This window comes from Vulcanococcus sp. DEBay_Sum29NL08_54 (assembly GCF_017859255.1).
Classification (GTDB): domain Bacteria; phylum Cyanobacteriota; class Cyanobacteriia; order PCC-6307; family Cyanobiaceae; genus Vulcanococcus.
Window position 1 is genome coordinate 54,997 of sequence record NZ_JAFMNJ010000005.1, and the last position, 21,499, is coordinate 76,495.

Below are 21,499 nucleotides of genomic sequence, written 5' to 3' on the forward strand. Positions count from 1 at the left end.
TTTGCGGTTCGCCGCTCCAGTCCCCGTTCCATGGCTGCAACCCGCAACGGCAAGAACCACGCATGGAGCCTGGGGCTGGCACTGACGTTGCCCCTGGTCGCTGGGGTTGGCCCGGTCTGGGCCCAGGACAAGAGTCCGGAACCAGAGGACCCTGCACCGGTAGACCAGCCTGCGTCTGAGACCCCCAGTTCCAGACCATCACTTGCCCCCAGCACCAGTGATTCCTTGGCGCCAGCGGCTCCCGCTGAGCCCCAGGTGCTGATCAGTGAGGTGGTGGTCCAGGGGGCTGAGGGGCATCCGGAGCAGGAGCGGATGGAGATCGCGGTGTACGACGCGATGGCCACCCGCCCCGGCAGTCGCGTCACCCGCGCTCAATTGCAGACGGATCTGTCCGCGATCTACGCCAGCGGTTGGTTCTCCGACGTCCGCATTCAGCCCGTCGATAGCCCCCTGGGCGTCCGGCTCGTGGTCACGGTCGTGCCGAACCCGGTGCTCACCAAGGTGGACCTTGAGGGCGTTAGCGAGACCACCAAGCTTCCGGACAACCTCATCCCCGACATCTTTGCCGCGGACTACGGCAAGACCCTGAATCTCAACGCCCTGCAGGCCCGCATCGCTGAGCTGCAGAAGTGGTACGCCGATCAGGGCTATTCCCTCGCTCGGGTCACCGGTCCAACCCGCGTCAGCCCCGCGGGTGTGGTGCAGCTGCTGGTGCGTGAGGGCACCGTGGCGGGCGTCGAAGTGCAGTTCCTCAACAAGGAGGGCGACAGCACCAACGACAAGGGTCAGCCGATCCGCGGCAAAACCAAGACCTGGGTGGTCACCCGAGAGATTTCGATCAAGGCCGGCGACACCTTCAACCGCCGCCAACTGGAAGACGACATCAAGCGTCTCTATGGCACCGGTCTCTTCGGTGATGTGAAGGTGACCCTGCGCCCGGTCGCGGGTGAGCCCGGTGCCGTCACCATCGTCCTGGGTGTGGTGGAGCAGTCCACCGGCTCCCTCTCGGGCGGTATCGGCTACAGCCAGAGCCAGGGCATCTTTGGTCAGATCCAGCTTCAGGACAGCAACCTCTTCGGTCGCGCCTGGGATTTGGCCCTGAACGTCACCTATGGCCAGTTCGGTGGATTGGCGGATGTGTCCTTCACCGACCCCTGGATCAAAGGCGATAAGTACCGCACGGCCTTCCGCACCAAGGTCTTCCTGAGCCGGGAAGTCCCCCAGGTGTTCCAGAGCCAGCAGAACGGCAACTTCTACACCGTTTCTGACGTCTCCCAAGGCTTCTTCAACGCCCCGAGCACGGCCCTGGCCTACCAGAGCAATTCAACGGTCTTCACCGGTCCCTATGCCTCGCCGACGGCAGCCAAGGCTGCGAATCCCCAGCTCGGCGACAACAACAACTGGTTCCAGCTCGACGGCAATGCCGTGGCGATCCAGCGGATTGGTGGCACGGCCTCCTTGGCCCGCCCCCTGAACGGCGGTGACCCCTACAAGAAGGCCCCCTGGAATGTTGTCGTTGGCCTAAACGCCCAGCAGGTCAAGCCGATCAACTTTGCGGGGGAGGCGATGCCCTACGCCACGGCCTCCAACAACTTCAGCGGTAATGGCACCACCACGGTCAGCAACGTGATCTGTGTGGCCTACAACTGCGAAAACGGCGCGACGACGAACCAGTTGGTGGGCCTGCGCCTGGCGGCTTCGATGAACACGCTCAATGACCCGCGGAACCCCACCCAGGGCAACTTCCTGAGCGTTGGCACCGAGCAGTTCGTCTCCGTCGGTCAGGACTCCCCGACCTTCAACCGTCTGCGGGCCAGTGCCACCCACTACATCCCGGTGAACTGGCTGAAGTTCTACAAGGGCTGCCGTCCCAAGCCTGGGCAGAAGGAAGACTGCAAACAGGCCTTGGCTTTCCAGGCTTCGGTGGGTACCAACCTCGGCAACATGCCCGTCTACGAGGCCTTCTGCTTGGGTGGCTCCAACTCCGTTCGCGGTTACTACGACTGCGACCTGGGCGTGGGTAAGAGCTTCGGTGAGGCGACGGTGGAATACCGCTTCCCGATCTTCAGCATCATCAGTGGCGAGATCTTCGTGGACGCCGGCAGCACCTTTGGCAGCCAGGCCAATGTTCCAGGGAATCCCGGGACGCTGCTTGATAAGCCCGGTGATGGTGTCTCCCCGGGTGTCGGCGTGATCGTCACCACCCCGGTCGGCCCCCTGCGTTTGGAGGTGGCCAGCCAGGACTTCACCGACGAATGGCGCTTCAACCTCGGTGTGGGTTGGAAGTTCTGAGGCGGCTCCTGTGACCCTTTGGCCCAGCGATTACAGCCAGGCGTGGACCCTGGCTCAGCCCGTGGAGCGCTCCGGTGTGGGCCTCCACAGCGGTGTTCAAGCCAGGGTTCGTCTGGAGCCTGCGGAGCAGCCGGGTTTTTACGTGGGTTGGCTCAACGCCCCTGAGCGTCCCCACGTCCGCCTGCAGCCCTCCCAGGTCTGCGAAACCCAGCTCTGCACCGCCCTGCAGCTGGGTGAGCAGCGTCTCGCCACCGTGGAGCATCTGCTGGCTGCCCTGGCCGGTGTCGGGGTGACCTCGGCGCTGATCCTGGTGGATGGCGAGGAGATTCCCCTGCTGGATGGCTCGGCCCAGCCCTGGGTTGAGGCCTTGGCCGAGGCCGGCCTGCGCTGCCTCGGTCCCCGTCCTGAGGCTGTGCCTCTGGCCGCACCGATCACCCTGCAGCAGGGCCAAAGTTTTGCCACGGCGCTCCCGAGTGATCGCCTGCGCTTGGGGGCAGCCATCGAGTTCCCCCATCCCGCCATTGGCCGTCAGCTGTTCAACCTCGAACTCACCCCCCAGGCCTTCGTCGATGAGATCGCCCCGGCCCGCACCTTCGGCTTCAAAGACCAGGTGGATCAGCTGCGGGCTGCGGGCTTGATTCAGGGCGGTGCATTGGATAACGCCCTGGTGTGCGATGGGGAGGGTTGGCTGAATCCCCCGCTGCGCTTTGCCGACGAGCCCGTGCGCCATAAGCTGCTTGACCTATTGGGCGATCTCGCCTTAGCGGGACTGCCTTTGGCCCAAGTGTTTGCCTTCCGTGGCTCCCACGGACTGCACACCGCCTTGGCCGCCGCTCTGGTTTCTTCTCGCTGAGTTCCTTGTCTTCATCCGCCACCCCTTCCGCCCCAGTTCTGACCAGCGAGCAGATCCAGGGGCTGCTGCCCCACCGCTATCCCTTCGCCCTGGTGGACCGGGTGATCGAGCATGAGCCGGGCAAGCGGGCGGTGGCGATCAAGAACGTCACCTTCAACGAGCCCCAGTTCCAGGGCCATTTCCCCGGTCGCCCGCTGATGCCAGGCGTGTTGATCGTCGAGGCCATGGCCCAGGTGGGGGGCTTGATCGTCACCCAGATGCCGGATCTCCCGAAGGGTTTGTTTGTCTTCGCAGGGATTGATGGCGTGCGCTTCCGCCGTCCGGTGGTGCCGGGTGATCAGTTGGTGATGACTTGCGAACTGCTGTCGCTCAAGCGACAACGGTTCGGGAAGGTCAAGGCGGAGGCCACGGTGGACGGACAGCTGGTCTGCTCCGGCGAATTGATGTTCTCCCTGGTCGACTGAATTCCCCCCATGACTCAGGCCGTTATGAACGGGGACAGCACCCGAATCCATCCCACCGCCGTGGTGGATCCCAAGGCCCAGATCGATGCGGGCGTTGAGATCGGCCCCTATGCCGTGGTCGGTCCCGAGGTGTCGATCGGCTCAGGAACGCGCATTGGCCCCCATGTGGTGCTCGACGGCCGCGTCAGCATCGGCAAGGGCAACCGCATCTTCCCGGGGGCCTCGATTGGCGCCGAGCCCCAGGACCTCAAATACAACGGTGCACCCACCGAGGTCGTGATTGGCGATGACAACGCCATCCGCGAATGCGTGACCATCAACCGTGCCACCCATGAGGGAGAGCAGACCCGCATCGGTGATGGCAATTTGCTGATGGCCTACAGCCACCTGGGTCACAACTGCGACCTGGGGAATCGCATTGTGATCGCCAACGGCGTGGCCGTGGCCGGCCATGTGGTGATCGGTGACCGCGCCGTGATTGGAGGCGTGCTGGGCATCCATCAGTTCGTCCACATCGGCACGATGGCGATGGTGGGTGGAATGAGCCGGATCGACCGTGATGTTCCGCCCTTCGCGATCGTTGAGGGCCACCCCGGTCGCCTGCGGGGCTTGAACCGGATTGGTTTGAAGCGCAGTGGTCTGAGCGAGCTGGATGGCGGCGCGCAAACCAAGCAGCTGCAGCAGGTCTGGGCCCAGCTCTACCGCGGTGATGTGGTGCTGGCTGAGGCGATCAAGGGCGTGCGTGAGCAGAGCCTGTTTCCCCCCGCCGAAACCCTGGTGAGCTTCCTGGAGGCCTCGATTGGCCCCGGTCGCCGAGGTCCCCTGCCCGCCGGGCGTTCATGAGGCGACTGCTGATTAGCACCGGCGAAGTATCCGGTGATCTGCAGGGCGGCCTGTTGGTCAAGGCCCTGCGGGAGGAGGCCCAGGCCCGTGGTCTTGAGCTGGAGCTCTTCGCCCTCGGCGGTGAGCGCATGGCCCAGGCCGGTGCAACGCTCCTTGCGAACACGATGGCGATGGGCGCCATTGGCCTCTGGGAGGCTCTCCCCTTGGTCTGGCCCACCCTGCAGGTGCAGCGCCGGGTCAATGCCTGGTTGCGTCAGTCCCCCCCCGACGGCTTGGTGCTGATCGATTACATGGGGGCCAATGTCAACTTGGGCCTCAAGGTCAAGCGGCTGCTGCCGAAGATCCCGATCCTCTATTACATCGCTCCCCAGGAGTGGGCCTTTCGCGTTGGCGAGGGGGGGACGACCCGGCTGATCGGCTTCACCGATCGGATCCTGGCGATCTTTCCAGAGGAGGCCCGCTTCTACGGCTCCCGCGGGGCCGATGTCACTTGGGTGGGGCACCCCCTGATCGACACCTTGACCCAGCTGCCCAGTCGTGAGGCGGCCCGCACTCAGTTGGGCTTGAAGCCGGATCAACGCCTGTTGCTGCTGCTCCCTGCCTCGCGCCAGCAGGAGTTGCGCTATCTGCTGCCGGACTTAGCCCAGGCGGCCGCCGAGTTGCAGCGGCGCTGCCCGGGGCTGCAGGTGGTGGTGCCGGCGGGTCAGGCCAGTTTTGAGCCGGTCCTGAAGGAGGTCTTGACCCAGGCTGGAGTGCAGGCCCGCGTGATTCCGGCGGCGGAAGCCGATGCCCTGCGTCCGGTCCTCTGTGCGGCAGCGGATCTCGCCATCAATAAATCCGGCACCGTCAACTTGGAGTTGGCCCTGCGGGGGGTGCCCCAGGTGGTGGCCTACCGGGTCAGCCGACCAACGGCTTGGGTGGCCAAGCAGATCCTGCGCTTCAAGGTCGATCACATCTCACCGGTCAATCTGGTGGTGGGTGAGCGCCTGGTCCCGGAGCTCCTGCAGGACGAGCTCACCCCCGAGTCTGTGGTGGAAGCAGCCCTGCCGCTGCTGGAGGATCCGTCCGCCCGGGAGCGGGTTGCGCAGGGCTATCGCCGCTTGCGTGAGCTCCTTGGGGAACCGGGCGTCACCCGCCGGGCGGCCGCGGCGATCCTGGATGCCCTGCCAGGGGGGAGTGCGGCATGATCCGGCGCCTCTTGTCCGCCTGCTTGGCCATCGGCCTGCTGCTGCTAGGCCCCTGTGCCTCCGCGCTGGCCGCCACGGAAGAGGCGGTCCTCGCTGGTGGCTGTTTCTGGTGCCTGGAGCACGACCTGGAGGACCTGCCGGGGGTGATCGATGCCGAGAGCGGCTACAGCGGTGGCCATCTGGACAACCCCAGCTACGGGCAGGTCAGCTCTGGCGGCACCGGGCACCAAGAGGTGGTGCGCGTCCGCTTTGATCCCCAGACCATCAGCTACCCCACCCTGCTGCGGGCCTACTGGCGCAATATCGACCCCCTCGATGGTGGCGGGCAGTTCTGTGACCGCGGCGGGTCCTACAAACCGGTGATCTTCACCGAGGGCGAGCAGCAGCTCAGTCAAGCCAAGGCCAGCCTTCAGGCTGCAGCCAAGGAGCTGGGCAAGCCCGCCTCAGCGATCAAGGTGCAGATCAAGCCCCTCAAGCGGTTCTGGCCCGCCGAGGGTTATCACCAGAATTACGCAGTCAACAACGCGATCAAATACAACTACTACCGCTGGGCCTGCGGCCGGGATCGCCGCTTGGATCAGGTCTGGGGATCAAAGGCCCGCAGCGATGCTCCCTGGGTGACTGGACGCTGACCGGAAAGCTGAGGAAAAGCTAAAGAGCCGATTGCGCAAAATTCGGTTTTTTCGAGTGCTGATCCGGTTTTTACGCCTTTTTCCTCCCGGCCGCCCGAATTACCCTTACCTTGTCTCGACTGCAGGTTTTGTATGTATCTGCTGACGATTCGCGATGGTCTCGTGACACGTCATATCGGCCCTTACGCCACTCCGAAGCAGGCTTCGGACGATCTCGATCGCCTGTTGAAGCTCTTTGGTGATCGGGCTCGCTGGCAAATCCACGCCCTGGAAGAGCCGGCTTCCCTTCTTGGGGCGTCCAGCGCTTCAGCCGCCGCCGCTGCCTAGCGGCGCGGTTGGTTCTGTCCTGGGTAGCCCCGCAGCAGTCCGCTTTCCACCATCAGTCCGACGGCGGCCACGATGGCCACCAGGCTGAGGGTTCCGTACCAGAACCAGGGGCCGTGGGGCTGTCCCAGGGCTTGGAGTGTCCGCCGCTGGACGGCCTCGCCAAAGAGACAGAGTCCCGCCGGCAAGAGCAGGACGCCCAGCTGGGCTTTGACGTACCACCGAAGTTTGGGCACCGCCACGCTGCAGGTCTGCCTGAGCCTAGGCGGCTCCCCCGGCCAGGACCCAATTCACCAGGGTGCGAACGCCAAATCCAGTGGCACCGGCGGGATCCAAGCCCCGTCCCTTGTCGCTCCAAACCGTGCCGGCGATATCCATGTGGGCCCAGGGGATGTCCTTGTTGACGAAGTCCTGCAGGAAGAGGGCCGCCGTGATCGAGCCACCGGGGCGCGGGCCGGTGTTCTTCATGTCGGCCAGGCCGCTCTTGAGGCCAGCGCGGTAGGAGGCCCGCAGGGGCATGCGCCAGAGGTTCTCGCCGCCGTCTTCGCCGGCCTGCACCAGGGCCTGGGCCAGGGTGTCGCTGGGGGACCAGAGGCCGGCGATCTCGTCGCCCAAGGCGATCACGCAGGCGCCCGTCAGGGTGGCCAGGTCCACCACCGCGTCAGGCTCCAGCTTGCAGGCGTAGACCAGGGCGTCGGCCAGGGTCAGGCGACCTTCGGCATCGGTGTTGTTGATCTCGATCGTTTTGCCGTTGGAGGCGGTGACGATCGCTCCGGGGTGGATCGCTCCGCCGCTGATCATGTTTTCGCAGGCGGCCACCAGCATGTGGACCTCGATGCCGGCCGGTTTGAGTTCCGCGATGGCTCGCATGGCGCCCAGCACCGCAGCGCTGCCCCCCATGTCGAACTTCATCATGTCGATCTGGGAGCCGGCGGTTTTGAGGTTGTAACCGCCGGAATCGAAGGTCAGGCCCTTGCCGACGAGCACCAATCGCCGCTTGATCTCCCCATCGGGGACATAGGTCAGGTGGATGAACTTCGGCGGCAGGTCCGAGCCCTGGGCCACGGCCAAGTAGGAGCCCATGCCCAGGGCTTCACAGTCGCTGCGCTCCAGCACCTTGAGCTGCAGGCCGAAGTCGCGGGCCATGTCCGTGGCGGTCTGCGCGAGGGCGGCTGGGGTAACCACATTCGGAGGTGCTGCCACCAGTTCGCGGGCCAGCTCGACGCCGCTGCAGAGCGCTTGGCTGCTCGAGGCGGCGCCTTGGCAGGCGCTCAGCTCAGCTGCGGGTAGGCCCAGCAGCTCCACCTGGGCGGGTTGCTTAGCGGGTTCGGCTTCGCCTTTGAAGCGCTGGTCCTTAAAGAGGCTCAGCCGCACGGCCTCAGCCATGGCTGAGGCGGCAGCGATCGGGGCCAGGCCCTCGAGCGGCAGGGCGAGCCCCAGGCTGCTGGCGCCACTGCCATTTGCTGCTTTGGCGCCCATGGCCGCGGCGTGGCGCAGCTGCTCGAGGTTGAAGTCCGCGGCGGCCCCAAGGCCCACCAGCACCAGGGTGCTGGGCTGTTGATCCAGCAGCTCCACCACCAGGCTCTCGCCCGGCTTGGCTTTGAAACGGCGCCGCTCCATGCGCGCCAGCAGGGCTTCGCCAAAGCGGCTCTTCAGCAGTTCACGGCTGCCCTCTCCGGGGGCATCGCTGAAGAGACCCACCACCAGGGCCTCCCCCGTCCAATCGCGGGCGGTGGCACTGCTGCAGCGGATCTCCATGGCCATCTCGAGCTCAATGGGCGCGATGGTAGGGCGATCAGCCCGGCTCGGCCGTGAAGGGGGTGGCCCAGCGGCCGCGGGTTTCCTTGTTAAACGGAGGCAGCCAGTGGCGAATCAAGGCTTGCTCCAGGGCTTGCCGTGCCCGCCGTTCGCTGGGGGCGTCGTGCCAGAAGCGGATGCTCAGCTGGCTCTGGAGGTTGGCCTGCTGCAGCGCCTCGCCATAGGCCGCTAGGTAGCCCTTGCAGTCGTGTTCGCCTTTCCAGCGCCGATCGGCCTGTTTGGTCTCCCCCACATAAAGGAGGAGTGCCCCCTCCAGGTGGGGCGGCCGGTCCACGACGAAATACAGGGCCGCACCATCGGGTTGGCGTTCGGGCCATCGCCAGAACTGCAGATGTTGTGGGGCCAGCTGCAGCGGATCGAGGCGTTGCACAGCCGCCGCACCGAGGCTGCCGCCTCCGAACAGATCCATCTGACCTGGGGGCAGCTGGCTGCCGCTGGCCACCGCCTCAAAGCGTGGGCTCTGGTAGTCCAGTAGACGCTGCTGCCAGGCGATCAGCTGATGCTCCTGCAGGGGTAGGGCCTCGCCGCTGATCCCGCCACCGACGGGTGTCGCGCCAAACAGTTCGCCTTGCCGTCCCATTCGCCTAGGCCGAGCGCGGCAGTTCTGGACCGGCGGAACCTTGGCCAAAGCGCACCTTCCCGATCAGCTCCTCCACCACCGACGCGGGCAGTTGCAGTCGCTCCTGTAGCTCCGCAAGGTCCTGGAAGGGGGCCCGTTGCCGCTCGCGCAGCAGCCGTTGGCGCCGCTCCGGGCTCAGTTGGGGCAGTTGGCGCTCGAGCGCCTGGGCCGGGGCGCGGTTGAGGTCGATCAGCAAGGGCGTCACGGCCGTTGGGGCGCCATCGCCGTACCAGCGGAATTGCAGCAGGGGTTCCCAGCTGGCCACCAGTGCAGCGGGGAGGTCCAACAGGCGCTGGAGGTCGTCTGGACCGCTGAGTTGCACCCCACCCTGCTGGAGCCGCAGGAGCAGGTCGACTTGATCGCGCGTGATCTGCGGCAGCCGCAACCAGTCGTTGGCGCTGGCGCGATTGACATCGAGGCGCCAACCCAGGGCCGCCGCGTGCTGGACCTCCTGGGCGTTGGCCAGCCGCAGGTTGGGGTTGTGCTCGAGCTTGAGGGCGAGGAGGTCTTGCTCGACGCACTCCTCCAAGGGCTGGGGTTCCGGCGCGGCAGGTTGTTGTGCACGCCGCGGCAATTCTCCCGCCGCCTCCAGCAGTCTCCGGGCCAGAGGATCCAACCAGTGGCCTCGGCCCATGGCGGTGTCGGGTGCGGCGGAACCGCCCGACCTTAACGAGGGTCTGGCCACTCGACCAAGCCCAGGCGAATGCCTTGGACCGCGGCCTGAATGCGGCTGTTGGCATTCAGCTTGTGGAAGATGTGCCGGACGTGGTCTTTCACCGTCTCAACCGACAGGTGCAGGCGTTGACCGATGCCCTGGTTCTCGGTCCCGCCGGCCATCAGTTGAAGGATGTCCACCTCCCTGGGGGTCAGCTGCGCCAAGGGGGTGCCCTGGCCCTCGGCAAAGGCTTCGAAGTAGCTCTTGCTCAGGTTCCGGTCGAGGTAGAGCCCGCCGCTCTGCATGGCGCGAATCGCGGCCAGAAAGCTGCCGAAACCCAGGTTGCTCTCCAGGCAGAGCCCATCGCAGTTGGCCTGCAGTGCTTGGTGAATGGCCATCAAGCGCCGGGGCTGGGTGACCACCATCAAGGTGGCGGGCGGCTGGGGCAGGGCTTTGGCTTGGGCCACCAGGCTGCCGCCGTTGCCCTGCTCGAGCCGGTCAGTGCAGATCAGTACATCCGCCTGCCCCTGCTCCAACCTCTGCAATCCCTCGTCTTGGGTGGTCACCGCCCCGACGATCTCGGGCCCCGGCTGCAGGGCGGCAATGAAGAGGGTCAGGGCGAGCCGTGAGCCGCTGCAGACCACCACGCGGGATTGACTGAGCAGCGCGTTGCCTGCGGCCACGTTGCCCCGCACGGCCGCCAGGGAGGGGGTGTAGTCCATCGCGACGCAGGCTGCACTGTTCACTGTGCGCACGGGCCGCGAACTTGGCAGCCCGTTACGCCTATCCGCACTCGTCAGGGCCGCTCAGGCTCGACACAATCGTTGGGCCCGCCCGGCTCAGCCTGATGGCCTTCTTTGAATCCGAGATCGTTCAAGAAGAAGCCAAGCGCCTGTTTGGCGATTACCAGCAACTGATGCAGCTGGGCGGCGAGTACGGCAAGTTCGATCGGGAAGGCAAAAAGCTCTTCATCGAGCGGATGGAGGAGCTGATGGACCGCTACCGCGTGTTCATGAAGCGCTTTGAGCTCTCCGATGACTTCCAGGCCAAGCTCACGGTTGAGCAGCTACGCACCCAGCTCAGCCAGTTCGGGATGACCCCCGATCAGATGTTTGAGCAGATGCAGCGCACCCTGGATCGAATGAAGGGGGAGCTGGACGCCGAAAGCTGATCCCCGTCTGCGTACGATCCGACCCCAGACAGCAGGGCGGACATGGCCAAGGGCGAGTGGGGACTGCCGCAGTGGTTGGAGCGCGGTGTCGCTGACCTGTTCCCCACCGGTACGGAAGCCAGTGATGCCGACCAACAGCTGGCCGCCCGCCTCGCTGAGGCCGAGAAGGCCGGCCGGCCCCTGCGGATCAAGCTCGGCATCGATCCGACCGGCAGTGACATTCACCTGGGCCACTCGATCCTGTTCCGCAAATTGCGGGCCTTCCAGGATGCGGGCCACACGGCTGTGCTGATCATCGGTGACTTCACCGCCCGCATCGGTGACCCCACGGGCAAAAGTGCCACCCGCGTTCAGCTCACGGCCGAGGAGGTCGAGTCCAACGCCCGCACCTATCTCCAGCAGCTCGGCCAGGGCCAGGACCCCGCGCGTGCCCTGCTGGATTTCGAGACCCCGGGCCGCCTGGAGGTGCGCCGCAACAGCGAATGGCTGGCCTCCCTCGATCTACCCAAGGTGATCGAGCTGCTGGGGATCTCCACCGTCGGCCAGATGCTGGCCAAGGAGGACTTCGCCAACCGCTACGGCTCCGGTACTCCGATCTCCCTGCACGAATTTCTCTATCCGCTGCTGCAGGGCTATGACTCGGTGGCCGTGCAGGCCGACCTGGAACTGGGGGGGACGGACCAGAAGTTCAACGTGGCCATGGGCCGCGACCTGCAGCGCCACTTCGGCCAGCGCACGCAGTTCGGGATGCTCCTGCCGATCCTGGCGGGCCTCGACGGCGTTCAGAAGATGAGCAAGAGCCTGGGGAACACGGTCGGTCTGGCCGAAGACCCGCTCTCGATGTACTCCAAGCTCGAGAAGGTGCCCGATGCGGCGGTCGAGGAGTACCTCACCCTGCTGACCAATCTCGATCTGGCGGCCCTGCCGGATAACCCTCGGGAGCGCCAAAAGGCGATGGCCCTGGAGGTGACGCGCCAGCGCCACGGCCAGGCGGCGGCTGATCAGGCCCAGGCCGATGCCGGCAAGCTCGTGGGCGGTGCCAAGGGCAGCGGGGCGGCGGACGCCGAGGTTCCCGAGGCATCCCTGGCAGAGGTGAACTTCCCGGCGAAGGCCTTCTATTTGCTCAGCGCCGTCGGTATCTGCGCCAGCAGCAGCGAGGCACGCCGCCAAATCCAAGGCGGTGGGGTCAAGCTCGATGGCGAGAAGCTGGCAGATCCCAACCAGGAATTTGCAGGGCCCGATCAGTTGGCCGGCAAGGTGTTGCAGCTGGGCAAGAAGACCTTCCGGCGCCTGGTGGCGGGTTAAACCGCGCTGACCCGGCCCGATTGGATGTCAAAGAAGGCTGGCTGGATCTTGACCTTGCCGCTGGCCTGGGCGTCCGCCAGGACCTGGCTGCGCTTCACCAGCTGCCCGGCGGCGTAGCGGGCGTTGCCCTGAATCGCTTGGGTGAGGTCGTCGTTGGGTTGCAGTGATGCGCGGATCGGCTGCACCAGGTCCTCCAGCAGCGGTGTGAGCGGTTCCGAGCCCATGGCGGCGGCGACGGCACCGCAGCCGCTGTGGCCCATGACGACGATCAAGGGCACCTCAAGGGCGGCCACGGCAAATTCCAGGCTGGCGATGCCGTCGTTGAAGGCGCTGTTGCCGGCCACCCGCACCTGGAAGAGCTCGCCTGAGCCGACGCCAAACATCCACTCGGGCGCCACCCGTGCATCGGCGCAGCTCAGTAGCGCTGCCCAGGGCCGCTGGCCTTGGGCTAAGGCCTGAGGATCGATGTGGCAGCTGGCATCAAAGATGGCCTGCTTGATCTGAATCCGCTCCTGGGGATTGCTGGCTTGGATGCTGCGTTGCCAGGCCTTGCTGAACACCTTGTTGCGCTCGAGCATCCAGGTGAAGGTGTCGCCACTGGGGCTGCAGACCTCGAGCTCCTGGCGCAGCTGCTGGGCTTCTTTGCTCCAGCCCTTACCGATGGCGGTGCTGCCGGCGGCGGCGAGACCCAGGGCCTGCAGGGCATGGCGACGGCTGAGGGGCATTCGAGCGCGGGCGTCTGCCCACAACCTGTGGAGCCCGGGCCCCCTTGGCTTGATTTGGTTGGCTTTTGTGACCTAGAGGCTGCGCAGCACAGCCAGATCTTCCGCATCCAACGGCGTCGGGATCCCGTGCTCCAGCAGGTCAGCGAAGCCACCATCGCGGCTGAGCACTGTGATCAGGTAAACCCTGCCTGGGCCTGGGTTCTCCAGGTCGTGGATCGCATCGCCGGGGACGCTGACAAAGTCCCCACCACTGGCGGTGATGCTGGACTCACCGACGTGGAACACCACGTTCCCCCGCAGAACGAAGAACAGCTCGGCGGCCTGGTGATGGCTGTGGGCGGGGACCCGATCGCAGGGGTCATGCACCTCTAGGAACTGCGTGCAGCCGCCGGCTTCCGGCTTGCTGAGCAGGGCCAGCCGGCAGTGGTCATTGCTGCCCAGCCGAAACCCCTGGAGTTGCTCGGGATGCAGGATCCGCGGACCCATGGGCGAGGCAAGGTGCTGATCCCATGCTGGGTCGCTCCTGGAGAACGCGCCAGGACAATTCGTAGCCTGAGATCTTCATCGAGAGCTGCCTCCCCGTGACCAGGCCTGCCGCTGAGCGGATCATCGTTGCCCTCGATGGCATGGCCCCGGATCAGGCCCTGGCCTTCAGCCGCGGGGTCGAGGGCCTGCGCTGGGTCAAGGTCGGCCTGGAGCTCTTTGTTCAGGCGGGCCCTGAGGTGGTGGCCCAGTTGCGGGAGCAGGGCCTGCGGGTCTTCCTCGACCTGAAGTTCCACGACATCCCCGCCACCATGGCCGGTGCCTGCCGGCGGGCGGCTGGCCTGGGTGCGGAGCTGATCACGGTCCATGCCTGCGCCGGTAGTGAAGCCCTGCAGGCGGCCCAGGCCGCCGCTGCTGAGGGCGCCCAAGTCGCTGGACTGGCCGCTCCGACCCTGCTGGCGGTGACGGTGCTGACCAGTTGGGAGGAGCAGCGGCTGCAGCGGGAACTGGCCATCCGTCAGGACATCGCTGAACGGGTTCCGGCCTTGGCGGCCCTGGCCGCAGGGGCGGGAATTGGCGGTTGCGTCTGTTCTCCGCTGGAGGCCGCCAGCCTGCGGGCCCAGCACCCAGAACCCTTCGCGCTGGTGACCCCGGGGATTCGCCCGAAGGGCAGCGCCGCGGGCGATCAGGCCCGGGTGCTGGGTCCCGCTGAGGCCATCGCCGCTGGAGCCTCCCAGCTGGTGATCGGCCGCCCGATCACCAAGGCTGAGGACCCCACCCTGGCTTTTGCCGCCTGCTGCGCCGAGCTGGCCTAGGCCACTGCCTGCGCCGCCGGGCTGAGCTCGCCGTAGAGCCGCTCCAGCTGGTCGATGTTGCGGGTGAGGGTGTAGCGCTCCAGCGCCCGCTGGCGGGCACGCCGGCCCAGTTCTGCACTAAGGACGGGCTGGTCCCGCAGCACCGGCAGCAGGGTGCGCAGTTGGGTGGTGACCCCTTGGGTGCTGATGACGATGCCGGCCCCGCCCTCGAGCACCTCCCCATCGGCCCCGGCATCGGTGGCGACACAGGCGGTGCCACTGGCCATGGCCTCCAGCAGTGCCAGGGAGAGCCCCTCCACCAGGGAGGGCAGGAGAAAGACCTCCGCCAGCTGCAGGAGCGCCAGCCGCACGGCCTGCTCCGGTTCATGGCCCCACCAGAGGATGCCGGCGTCCTCGCCGTAGTTCTGCATCAGCGATTGGCGCATCGGACCATCGCCCACCACCACGAGCTTGCAGCCGCTGGGCTGGACCAACTTCCAGGCCCGCAGCAGCGCTTCGACGTTCTTCTCCGTGGCGATTCGCCCCATGTAGAGAAAGACCCGCTGGCCACTGAAGCGTTGGCGCAGCTCCTGCAGCCGTTCTGAGGGTGCGGTTGGGTTGCTGGGACTCCAGCGCTGGGGGTCGACCCCGTTGGGGATCACCGCCAGGCGATCCCTGGGGACCCCGAGTCGCATCAACACATCCGCCTGCAGTTCCGAGAAGACCACCACCCGGTCGTACTTGGCCAGGGATGGGGCGTAGAGCTGATAGGTCAGCTGCTGGGTGCCGGCGCTCAGGTTGCGCAGGCTGGCGTCAAAGGGGGGGTGGAAGGTCGCCACCAGCGGCAGGCCCAGCTGCTGGCAGAGATCCGGCAGCCGGAAATCCAGGGGGGAGAGGGTCAAGCTGGCGTGCACCAGATCCGGTTTCAGCCGCTCCAGCGACTCCCGCAGTTCCCGCTGGGCTCCTGGGGAGGGAATCGTGTAAACCTGCGACTTGACCAGATAGGGCAGGGCCACGTCCGGGCTCGCCGTTCCTGGGCTGTCGAAGTGGATAAAGCTGATCTCGTGGCCCCGATCCCGTAGGGCCTCGGTGGTGGTCAGGCCGTAGGTGACGTTGCCGCAGAAGGGTGACTTCTTGCCCAACCAGGCGATGTGGGCCACGCAGCGGCTACTCGACCAAGTGCCGAAACTAGCAGCGTTTCCACGGCTGCTCGAGCAGCGCAGCGGCCACCGCCAGCCCCGCCAAGACCCAGAGGACCGGCAGTAGCCCGTAGCGGCTGACGATTGCGCCGGCGAGCACCAGCGGCAGGCTCAAGGCGATGTTGATCAGGTTGTTCTGCAGGCCAAAGACCTTGCCCCGCATCGATTCCGGGGTGTCCTCTTGGATGGTGGTTTGGGCGGGGATGGCCAGCAGGGCGGCCCCCACACCGAGCACCGTGCAGAGGGCGAGGGTGAAGCCGAGGCTGCCGCGCAGTTGGCCGAGCAGCACCAGGCTCCAGGCGATCGTTCCCAGGCCCGCGGAGGCCAGACGGCGGCGGTTGAAGCGATGGCCGATCTGGGCGACAGCGACGGCGCCCAGGGCGAGGCCGATGCCACTCATGGCCAGCAGGGTTCCGAATTGGGTGGGTCCCAGCTGACGGATGGCGGAGGCCAGGCTGATCGCCAAGACATAAAGCGCCGCCAGCAGGCTGTAGAGCAGCACCAGCTGGAGCATCGCGCTGCGGACGGTTGGACGCTGCTTAAGCACCTCCAGGCCTTCGGAGATCTCGCGCCAGATGTTCTCGTCGTGGCTGCGCTGCGGCGTTTCCTCGACGCGAATCCAAGCGATCGAGAGGGCAGCCAGGCCGTAGCAGAGGGGCAATAGGGCGAATTCGCCGTTGGCAATGCCCAGGGCACCCAGGCCATATTTCAGACCCCGCAGGATCGGATCACCCAGGGCAAAGCCAACGATTGTGGCGGCCATGCTCGTGGCCTGATACAGCGAGTTGGCCGCCAGTAGCTGGCGCGTGGGCACCAGCATCGGGATCGCGGCTTGCTCCGCCGGTGCAAAAAACTGGGTCAGCACCGACTCCAAAAAGGTGATGACCAGCAGGGCCCAGTAGCCCCAGCTCAGCCCCAGCCAATGGGGGCCATCCAGCAGGCAGAGGGGAGTGAGCAGGGCCAGGCCCGCACGGATGCCATTGCTGGCCACCATGACTTCGCGCTTGCGCCAGCGATCGGCCCAGACCCCAGCCACCAAACCCAGGACCATCGCTGGGATGGTGTTGGCCACATAGATCCCCGTGGCCAGCAGGGTGATCCACTGGGCCCGGCCCTCGATGCTGAGGTTGAACGCCCCGGCGGCCTCCACCAGCGCACCGCCCTCGGGTGGTGTTGCCCCCGCCCAGTACTGGGCGATGAGGAACACCATCAACACGATGTAGAACTTGTCCGCCAGCTGGCTGAAGATCTGCCCAAGCCAGAGCTTGCGGAATTCGGGCAGGGCCAAAACCCCCTGGAGCCCTGTGTTGTCACCTGGAGACCGCGGGTCTTCGCTCACGTTCTTCAGGACCTCCCGGCTACCGATGATGCCCCATCGTCGAAGCACTGCCTCAGCATTCGCCAGGACCGGGCGCTGCGGTTGAGGTGTTCTCGGCACCAGAGCTCCAGCAGTTGCAGCAACCGGAGCCAGACCGACTCCGGTCCCATCAGCGTTCCATCGCGCTTGCGGGGCAACGCCGGCCGTAGCAGCCGCTGCAACAGGGCCAGCTCGGAGGCGTTCAGCACCATCTGGGCGCCGGGCACGGCGCCGATCACGAAGCCCTCACTGGGCAGCAGGCTGCAGCGCCAGTCCCAATTCCCCAGGGGCGGATCCAGGGGCTCCCCGCTGCGGCAGCACTCCGCCAGGGGCAGGGCGTAGCCCCCCAGGGCCAACAGGTGGGTGAGGCCCTGAACACTGATGGCCAGGGCTTCCAGGCTGTCTTGCTTCTCCTTGACCACCAACTCCAGGCGGGCGAGCTGCACCAGTAGGTCCTCTAGTAGACCCTCGATCGCATCGCCACTGGGCACCAGCAGCAGAGCGACCTCGGCCAATCCCTGGGCGGCGGCCAGGGTCTCCAGCCGCTCCGCCAGGTGGGAGAAGTTGCGCAGCACCCGCAGTTGGCGCACGCGCTTCAGGCCGCTGCGGCCCCCCACCTGCAGGCTGAGGACCGCCAGGGGCACGGCGGCGGCCAGGGAACTCTTGGGCTTGCGGGCGCCGGGGGCCGCCAGTCGGATCAGGCCCTCCTCATTGCTGAGGACCGTGATCAGACGGTCGCTTTCCCCCAGGGGACTGCTGCGCAGCACCAGCCCCTCAAGCCGTTGCTCTGGGCTCACGCTGCCTTGGCCCGCAGGGCCTCCATCAGGGCCACCCCCCGGCTGGTCCCCAGCCGGCTGGCCCCGGCTTCGACGAGGCCGTAGGCCTGCTCGAGTCCGCTGATGCCACCGGAGGCTTTGATCGCGGCCCGGCCACGGGCCAGTTGCCGCAGCTGTTTGACCTGCTCAAGGCTGGCCGCCGGGCCAAAGCCGCTGCCGGTCTTGAGCATGCTGGCGCCGACATCGATGCTGGCCTCGACGGCCCACTCCAGAACCTCGGGCGACAGCCGTCCCACCTCCAGGATCACCTTGAAGGGCAGCCCCAATTCGGCGATCGGGGCAAGGTCCTCGCAGAACTGACTGCTGTTGCCGTCGGCCAGGGCCCCGAAGTCCGGCACCACATCGAGTTCATCGGCACCGGCGGCCGCGGCCCATTCGGCCTCTTGGCGCTTGATCTCGGCGGGGATCGCGCCGAAGGGGAAGCCGATCACACTGATCAGCTTCGGGCCTCGCCCGCCGCTTGGACCGAGCCGCTCCCGCGCGAGATCCAGCCAGCGGGAGGCCAGGCAGACCCCAGCAAAGCCGAAGTGTTTGGCCTCATCGCAGCAGCGGAGGATGGCCTCCTGGCCCTGGTGGGGATCCAACAGGGCGTGATCGATCAGGGGAGCGAGATCGGGCAGGTCGCGCACAGTTGCGTTCAGTCCTTGGCCTGGATGACGCCAAATCCTCCATGGTTGCGGCGGTAGACCACCTGCAGCTCATCACTGCCGGCGTCGCGGAAGAGATAGAAGTCGTGGTCGATCAACTCCAGTTGATGCATGGCCTCCTCGAGGCTCATCGCCGGCATCGAGAAGTACTTGCGGCGCACCCCGCGGCTGGGCAGACCGGCTTCCTTGCCGTCCAGCAGAGATCCGCTGACGCTGTCATCGCCGGCCATCTCCACCACGCTGGGGGTCTCGCTGGCGTGGTGGCCATGGCTGTGGTGGTGGTCGCCGTGGCGGTCCTTGTAGCGGCGCAGCTGCCGCGTCAATTTCCCGGCCACCAGATCGATGCTGGCGTAGAGGTTTTCGCTGCGTTCCTGGGCGCGGATGACGGTGCCGTTGGCGAAGACCGTCACCTCGGCGGTCTGTTGCGGAACACGGGGATTGCGGGCCACCGAGAGATGCACGTCCGCCTCTTTCACCATCCCGTCGAAATGACTGGTCGCGCGCTTGAGCTTCTCTTCGGTGTACTCGCGGATGGCTGGAGTGACCTCCAGATTGCGGCCATGAATCACGAGCTTCATCCCTTGCCTCCTCGGCGGTGGACCCGCTTAAACGCTAGGAACGGTCAGTGAGTTCAACCACGGCCTCGCCCACCCGCGACGCAATCTGTTTCGAGCCCACCGGCTGCGTTCCCTTCGCGCTGGCCTGGGATTGGCAGCAGCAGTTGCAACGGCGTCTGCTGGAGGATCCCGATGGGCCGGAGGCAGTGCTGCTGCTGGAGCATGAGCCCTGTTACACCCTCGGTCGCGGGGCCGACCCGGGGTTTCTGGGCTTTGATCCAGCCGATCCCCCCGCGCCGCTGTTTCGGATCGACCGCGGCGGTGAGGTGACCCACCACTGCCCAGGGCAGTTGGTGCTGTATCCCGTGCTCAACCTGCAGCGCCATGGCGCTGATCTGCACCTCTATCTGCGGGAGTTGGAGGGGGTGGTGATCGATCTGTTGGCGGAGCTGGGCTTGGAGGCCGGCCGCCTGGAGGGGCTCACGGGGGTTTGGCTGGAGGGCCGCAAGCTGGCCGCCATTGGGGTTGGTGCCCGCCGCTGGATCAGCCAGCACGGCTTGGCCTTGAACGTGGAGGCGGACCTCGCCGGTTTTGCCGAAGTCGTGCCCTGCGGGATTGCGAACCGGGAGGTCGGGCGGCTGGTGGATTGGCGGCCGGAGCTCTCGGCGGCGGCGCTGCGGCCACGGCTGCTGGAGACCTTCGCGCGTCGCTTTGGTTTGCAGTTGCGAGCCCCAACCCTGCAGGAGCAGCTCCAGGGGTGGTAAGACCGGGGCCAACTGACTGATATCCCCCATGCCGCTCGCCGAGATCAGCTGGACTGGCAGCCGCCAAGATCAGCGCGCCTTGGCCGAGAGGCACGACTGGAGTGCACTCCGCGGCCTTGAGCAGCTCTGGGGGCAGCTGGCTGAACGCCACGGCGATGCGCCTGCCCTGGAGGCTCCCCATGCCAAGCCACCGGAGCAGCTGAGCTTCCGCGCCCTGCATCAACAGATCGAGCAGGCTGCGGCAGGGTTTGCGGCTCTCGGGGTCCGGCCGGGGGAGGTGGTGGGGTTGTTCTCGGAAAACTGCCCCCGCTGGCTGGTGGCGGACCAGGGTCTGATGCGTCTGGGGGCTGCGGATGCGGTTCGCGGCAGCGCGGCCCCCGTGGATGAGCTGCGCTACATCGCGGGCGACTGCGGCGCGGTGGCGCTGGTGCTGGAGTCCGCAGAGCTGCTGCAGCGTTTGAAGCTCAGCAGTGAGCTCCTCGGGCAGCTGCGCTTTGTGGTGCTGCTGCAGGGGGACCGCGGTTCGGTGGTGCCGGTGGTCCCTTGCTTCACCTGGGATGAGCTGATGGCCAAGGGGGCGAGCAGCCCCGCTCCTGCCTGGCCTGAAGGCGGAGAGGAGCGCCTGGCCACCGTGCTCTACACCTCGGGCACCACGGGCCGGCCGAAGGGCGTTCCCCTGAGCCACGCCAACTTGCTGCAGCAGCTGCGCAGCCTCGGTGTGGCGGTGGCGCCGCGCCCGGGCGATCGGGTCCTGAGCGTTCTGCCGATCTGGCACGCCTATGAGCGCAGCGCGGAGTACTTCCTGCTCTCCTGCGGCTGCCAGCAGACCTACACGACGCTCAAGCAACTGCGTCCGGATCTGCAGCGGGTTCGCCCCCACTATCTGATCAGTGTTCCCCGGCTCTGGGAAGCCCTGCTGAGCGGCTTTGAAGATGCCCTGAGCGCCATGCCGGCGAGCCGCGCCAAGCTGCTCCGCTCGGCCCTGAAGGTCAGCCGCTTCCACTGCCTCTCGAGGCGGGTGGCGGCGGATCGCACCTTGATCCCTGAGCGCAAGCGCCGCCGTCTGGCCGCCGCCGCCGGGGCGCTGCTGAGTTGGCCCCTGCATGGGGTGGCCGAGCAGCTGTTCTGGCCGAAGGTCCGCGCTCAGCTGATCGGAGGGCGCCTGCGCACGGCCATCAGCGGTGGCGGTGCCTTGGCGATCCACGTCGATGGTTTCTTTGAGGCCATCGGTATTGAGCTGCTGGTGGGCTACGGCCTGACCGAAACCAGTCCGGTCTTGACCTGCCGGCGCCGCTGGAACAACCGCCGCGGCAGCTCCGGCCAACCGCTTGCGGGCACCTCCATCAAGATCACCGATCCCGAGACCGGGGCGGTGCTGGCCATCGGCGAGCGGGGCAAGGTCTTGGCCAAGGGCGCCCAGGTGATGGGCGGCTACCTGGGCAAGCCAGAGGCCACCGCCAAGGTGCTCGATGCCGAGGGCTGGTTTGACACCGGGGACCTCGGCCACCTGCTTGCCGACGGCACCTTGGTGCTGACCGGCCGCGCCAAGGACACGATCGTCCTGAGCAGCGGCGAGAACATCGAGCCGGGCCCCCTGGAGGAGTGCCTGGTGGCCTGCTCCCTGGTGGAGCAGGTGATGCTGGTGGGGCAGGACCGCAAGGCCCTGGGCGCCTTGGTGGTGCCGAAGCTGGAGAACCTGGAGGCCTTCGCGGCCGAGCAGGGGATGTCGGCCGCCGATCCGGCGCTGCTCAAGGCCCTGACCAGCCGCCTGAATCGCCGCCTGCAGTCCCGGGTGGGCGCCCGCCCGGATGAACGGCTGGCGGGGGTGGCCCTGGTGGAGGCCTTCAGCATCGACAACGGCTTGCTGACCCAAACCCTCAAGCAAAAGCGCGATCGCATCGCCGATCGCGATGCCCAAGCGATTGAGGCGATCTACGGGCGCTAGGGCCGGGAACCCGCCCGAGCCGGGCGTTG

The 21,499-nt window shown here is 66.6% G+C and carries 24 protein-coding genes; 12 read left to right on the plus strand and 12 right to left on the minus strand.

All coding sequences use genetic code 11. The annotated features are described in order from the left end of the window. The first annotated feature begins 30 nt into the window (after positions 1-30). The 7 genes from QZ186_RS03075 to QZ186_RS03105 all read left to right on the plus strand — a co-directional run bounded on the left by QZ186_RS03075 (position 31) and on the right by QZ186_RS03105 (position 6,598). Complete coding sequence (locus QZ186_RS03075; protein ID WP_247477186.1) at positions 31-2,292, plus strand: BamA/TamA family outer membrane protein; 2,262 nt, start codon at positions 31-33, stop codon at positions 2,290-2,292. Between the two features lie 10 nt (positions 2,293-2,302). Continuing rightward, entirely contained in the window at positions 2,303-3,145 is an 843-nt protein-coding gene (lpxC, locus tag QZ186_RS03080; protein WP_296415750.1) for a UDP-3-O-acyl-N-acetylglucosamine deacetylase, read from the plus strand. After that, positions 3,142-3,609, plus strand: coding sequence for a 3-hydroxyacyl-ACP dehydratase FabZ (gene fabZ / locus QZ186_RS03085; RefSeq protein ID WP_247479879.1), 468 nt, complete (start codon positions 3,142-3,144; stop codon positions 3,607-3,609). The genes lpxC and fabZ overlap by 4 nt, the downstream gene beginning before the upstream one ends. Before the next feature lie 9 nt (positions 3,610-3,618). After that, positions 3,619-4,452, plus strand: a complete 834-nt coding sequence (lpxA, locus tag QZ186_RS03090) for an acyl-ACP--UDP-N-acetylglucosamine O-acyltransferase (protein ID WP_029626156.1) — start codon at positions 3,619-3,621, stop codon at positions 4,450-4,452. Continuing rightward, positions 4,449-5,639 carry a lipid-A-disaccharide synthase gene (gene lpxB, locus QZ186_RS03095; protein WP_296415751.1) on the plus strand — a complete coding sequence of 397 codons (1,191 nt, stop codon included), beginning with the start codon at positions 4,449-4,451 and terminating at the stop codon, positions 5,637-5,639. The genes lpxA and lpxB overlap by 4 nt, the downstream gene beginning before the upstream one ends. Next, the gene (gene msrA, locus QZ186_RS03100; protein ID WP_296415752.1) at positions 5,636-6,271 is read left to right on the plus strand and encodes a peptide-methionine (S)-S-oxide reductase MsrA; all 636 of its coding nucleotides are present in this window, start codon (positions 5,636-5,638) and stop codon (positions 6,269-6,271) included. The genes lpxB and msrA overlap by 4 nt, the downstream gene beginning before the upstream one ends. A 132-nt stretch (positions 6,272-6,403) precedes the next feature. Continuing rightward, complete coding sequence (locus QZ186_RS03105) at positions 6,404-6,598, plus strand: hypothetical protein (RefSeq protein WP_010315443.1); 195 nt, start codon at positions 6,404-6,406, stop codon at positions 6,596-6,598. Here QZ186_RS03105 and QZ186_RS03110 read toward each other — a convergent pair. The 5 genes from QZ186_RS03110 to QZ186_RS03130 are packed head-to-tail and all read right to left on the minus strand — an operon-like array spanning position 6,595 to position 10,409. Beyond that, positions 6,595-6,837 carry a hypothetical protein gene (locus QZ186_RS03110; RefSeq protein WP_029626157.1) on the minus strand — a complete coding sequence of 81 codons (243 nt, stop codon included), beginning with the start codon at positions 6,835-6,837 and terminating at the stop codon, positions 6,595-6,597. The genes QZ186_RS03105 and QZ186_RS03110 overlap by 4 nt on opposite strands. 19 nt (positions 6,838-6,856) lie before the next feature. Then, positions 6,857-8,353, minus strand: a complete 1,497-nt coding sequence (locus QZ186_RS03115) for a leucyl aminopeptidase (protein WP_296415792.1) — start codon at positions 8,351-8,353, stop codon at positions 6,857-6,859. 37 nt (positions 8,354-8,390) lie between these two features. After that, on the minus strand, positions 8,391-8,993 hold the full coding sequence (locus tag QZ186_RS03120) for a GIY-YIG nuclease family protein (RefSeq protein ID WP_247477190.1): 603 nt from the start codon (positions 8,991-8,993) through the stop codon (positions 8,391-8,393). Positions 8,994-8,997: 4 nt separating this feature from the next. Then, positions 8,998-9,666: a type II secretion system protein GspK gene (locus QZ186_RS03125; protein WP_296415754.1), complete on the minus strand. Its 669-nt coding sequence runs from the start codon at positions 9,664-9,666 to the stop codon at positions 8,998-9,000. A 32-nt stretch (positions 9,667-9,698) separates the two neighbouring features. Next, positions 9,699-10,409 (minus strand): response regulator transcription factor, encoded by a 711-nt coding sequence (locus QZ186_RS03130; RefSeq protein WP_296415755.1) that lies wholly within the window; start codon positions 10,407-10,409, stop codon positions 9,699-9,701. A 125-nt stretch (positions 10,410-10,534) separates the two neighbouring features. Between QZ186_RS03130 and QZ186_RS03135 the strand changes: the two genes are divergently transcribed. Both QZ186_RS03135 and tyrS read left to right on the plus strand, forming a co-directional pair. Next, the gene (locus QZ186_RS03135) at positions 10,535-10,858 is read left to right on the plus strand and encodes a DUF1825 family protein (protein ID WP_010315455.1); all 324 of its coding nucleotides are present in this window, start codon (positions 10,535-10,537) and stop codon (positions 10,856-10,858) included. Positions 10,859-10,900: 42 nt separating this feature from the next. After that, on the plus strand, positions 10,901-12,163 hold the full coding sequence (gene tyrS, locus QZ186_RS03140; RefSeq protein WP_296415757.1) for a tyrosine--tRNA ligase: 1,263 nt from the start codon (positions 10,901-10,903) through the stop codon (positions 12,161-12,163). On the opposite strand, the gene QZ186_RS03145 is transcribed toward tyrS, so the two are convergent. Then, a complete protein-coding gene (locus QZ186_RS03145) occupies positions 12,160-12,888 on the minus strand; it encodes a carbonic anhydrase (protein ID WP_247477196.1) in 729 nt (242 codons plus the stop codon). The two genes, tyrS and QZ186_RS03145, sit on opposite strands and share 4 nt — an antisense overlap. Positions 12,889-12,960: 72 nt before the next feature. Continuing rightward, positions 12,961-13,374, minus strand: a complete 414-nt coding sequence (locus QZ186_RS03150; RefSeq protein WP_247477198.1) for a cupin domain-containing protein — start codon at positions 13,372-13,374, stop codon at positions 12,961-12,963. 95 nt (positions 13,375-13,469) lie between these two features. On the opposite strand from QZ186_RS03150, the gene pyrF reads away from it, so the two are divergent. Then, positions 13,470-14,186 carry an orotidine-5'-phosphate decarboxylase gene (gene pyrF / locus QZ186_RS03155; protein WP_296415759.1) on the plus strand — a complete coding sequence of 239 codons (717 nt, stop codon included), beginning with the start codon at positions 13,470-13,472 and terminating at the stop codon, positions 14,184-14,186. Here pyrF and QZ186_RS03160 read toward each other — a convergent pair. From QZ186_RS03160 to raiA, 5 genes are read right to left on the minus strand one after another with little or no spacing between them, the layout of a single operon-like run. Then, positions 14,183-15,325, minus strand: a complete 1,143-nt coding sequence (locus QZ186_RS03160; protein WP_247477200.1) for a glycosyltransferase family 4 protein — start codon at positions 15,323-15,325, stop codon at positions 14,183-14,185. The genes pyrF and QZ186_RS03160 overlap by 4 nt on opposite strands. A gap of 28 nt (positions 15,326-15,353) precedes the next feature. Next, positions 15,354-16,703: an MFS transporter gene (locus QZ186_RS03165; RefSeq protein ID WP_247479886.1), complete on the minus strand. Its 1,350-nt coding sequence runs from the start codon at positions 16,701-16,703 to the stop codon at positions 15,354-15,356. 5 nt (positions 16,704-16,708) lie between these two features. Beyond that, entirely contained in the window at positions 16,709-17,518 is an 810-nt protein-coding gene (gene recO / locus QZ186_RS03170; protein ID WP_296415760.1) for a DNA repair protein RecO, read from the minus strand. Beyond that, entirely contained in the window at positions 17,515-18,186 is a 672-nt protein-coding gene (gene deoC / locus QZ186_RS03175; protein ID WP_296415762.1) for a deoxyribose-phosphate aldolase, read from the minus strand. Before deoC ends, recO begins: the two co-directional genes overlap by 4 nt. Before the next feature lie 8 nt (positions 18,187-18,194). Continuing rightward, positions 18,195-18,782: a ribosome-associated translation inhibitor RaiA gene (gene raiA / locus QZ186_RS03180; protein WP_296415764.1), complete on the minus strand. Its 588-nt coding sequence runs from the start codon at positions 18,780-18,782 to the stop codon at positions 18,195-18,197. 83 nt (positions 18,783-18,865) lie between these two features. On the opposite strand from raiA, the gene lipB reads away from it, so the two are divergent. Both lipB and QZ186_RS03190 read left to right on the plus strand, forming a co-directional pair. Then, on the plus strand, positions 18,866-19,525 hold the full coding sequence (gene lipB, locus QZ186_RS03185) for a lipoyl(octanoyl) transferase LipB (RefSeq protein WP_247479888.1): 660 nt from the start codon (positions 18,866-18,868) through the stop codon (positions 19,523-19,525). Between the two features lie 28 nt (positions 19,526-19,553). Beyond that, the gene (locus QZ186_RS03190) at positions 19,554-21,470 is read left to right on the plus strand and encodes an AMP-binding protein (protein WP_296415767.1); all 1,917 of its coding nucleotides are present in this window, start codon (positions 19,554-19,556) and stop codon (positions 21,468-21,470) included. Positions 21,471-21,499: the final 29 nt, after the last annotated feature.

What these genes read in the sequence shown, in the direction of transcription:
- QZ186_RS03075 (WP_247477186.1), top strand. Translation starts at nt 31, where the DNA reads ATGGCTGCAACCCGCAACGGCAAGAACCACGCATGGAGCCTGGGGCTG.
- lpxA (WP_029626156.1), top strand. Translation starts at nt 3,619, where the DNA reads ATGACTCAGGCCGTTATGAACGGGGACAGCACCCGAATCCATCCCACC.
- lpxB (WP_296415751.1), top strand. Translation starts at nt 4,449, where the DNA reads ATGAGGCGACTGCTGATTAGCACCGGCGAAGTATCCGGTGATCTGCAG.
- msrA (WP_296415752.1), top strand. Translation starts at nt 5,636, where the DNA reads ATGATCCGGCGCCTCTTGTCCGCCTGCTTGGCCATCGGCCTGCTGCTG.
- QZ186_RS03105 (WP_010315443.1), top strand. Translation starts at nt 6,404, where the DNA reads ATGTATCTGCTGACGATTCGCGATGGTCTCGTGACACGTCATATCGGC.
- QZ186_RS03115 (WP_296415792.1), bottom strand. Translation starts at nt 8,353, where the DNA reads ATGGAGATCCGCTGCAGCAGTGCCACCGCCCGCGATTGGACGGGGGAG.
- QZ186_RS03120 (WP_247477190.1), bottom strand. Translation starts at nt 8,993, where the DNA reads ATGGGACGGCAAGGCGAACTGTTTGGCGCGACACCCGTCGGTGGCGGG.
- QZ186_RS03125 (WP_296415754.1), bottom strand. Translation starts at nt 9,666, where the DNA reads ATGGGCCGAGGCCACTGGTTGGATCCTCTGGCCCGGAGACTGCTGGAG.
- QZ186_RS03130 (WP_296415755.1), bottom strand. Translation starts at nt 10,409, where the DNA reads ATGGACTACACCCCCTCCCTGGCGGCCGTGCGGGGCAACGTGGCCGCA.
- QZ186_RS03135 (WP_010315455.1), top strand. Translation starts at nt 10,535, where the DNA reads ATGGCCTTCTTTGAATCCGAGATCGTTCAAGAAGAAGCCAAGCGCCTG.
- tyrS (WP_296415757.1), top strand. Translation starts at nt 10,901, where the DNA reads ATGGCCAAGGGCGAGTGGGGACTGCCGCAGTGGTTGGAGCGCGGTGTC.
- QZ186_RS03145 (WP_247477196.1), bottom strand. Translation starts at nt 12,888, where the DNA reads ATGCCCCTCAGCCGTCGCCATGCCCTGCAGGCCCTGGGTCTCGCCGCC.
- QZ186_RS03150 (WP_247477198.1), bottom strand. Translation starts at nt 13,374, where the DNA reads ATGGGTCCGCGGATCCTGCATCCCGAGCAACTCCAGGGGTTTCGGCTG.
- raiA (WP_296415764.1), bottom strand. Translation starts at nt 18,782, where the DNA reads ATGAAGCTCGTGATTCATGGCCGCAATCTGGAGGTCACTCCAGCCATC.
- QZ186_RS03190 (WP_296415767.1), top strand. Translation starts at nt 19,554, where the DNA reads ATGCCGCTCGCCGAGATCAGCTGGACTGGCAGCCGCCAAGATCAGCGC.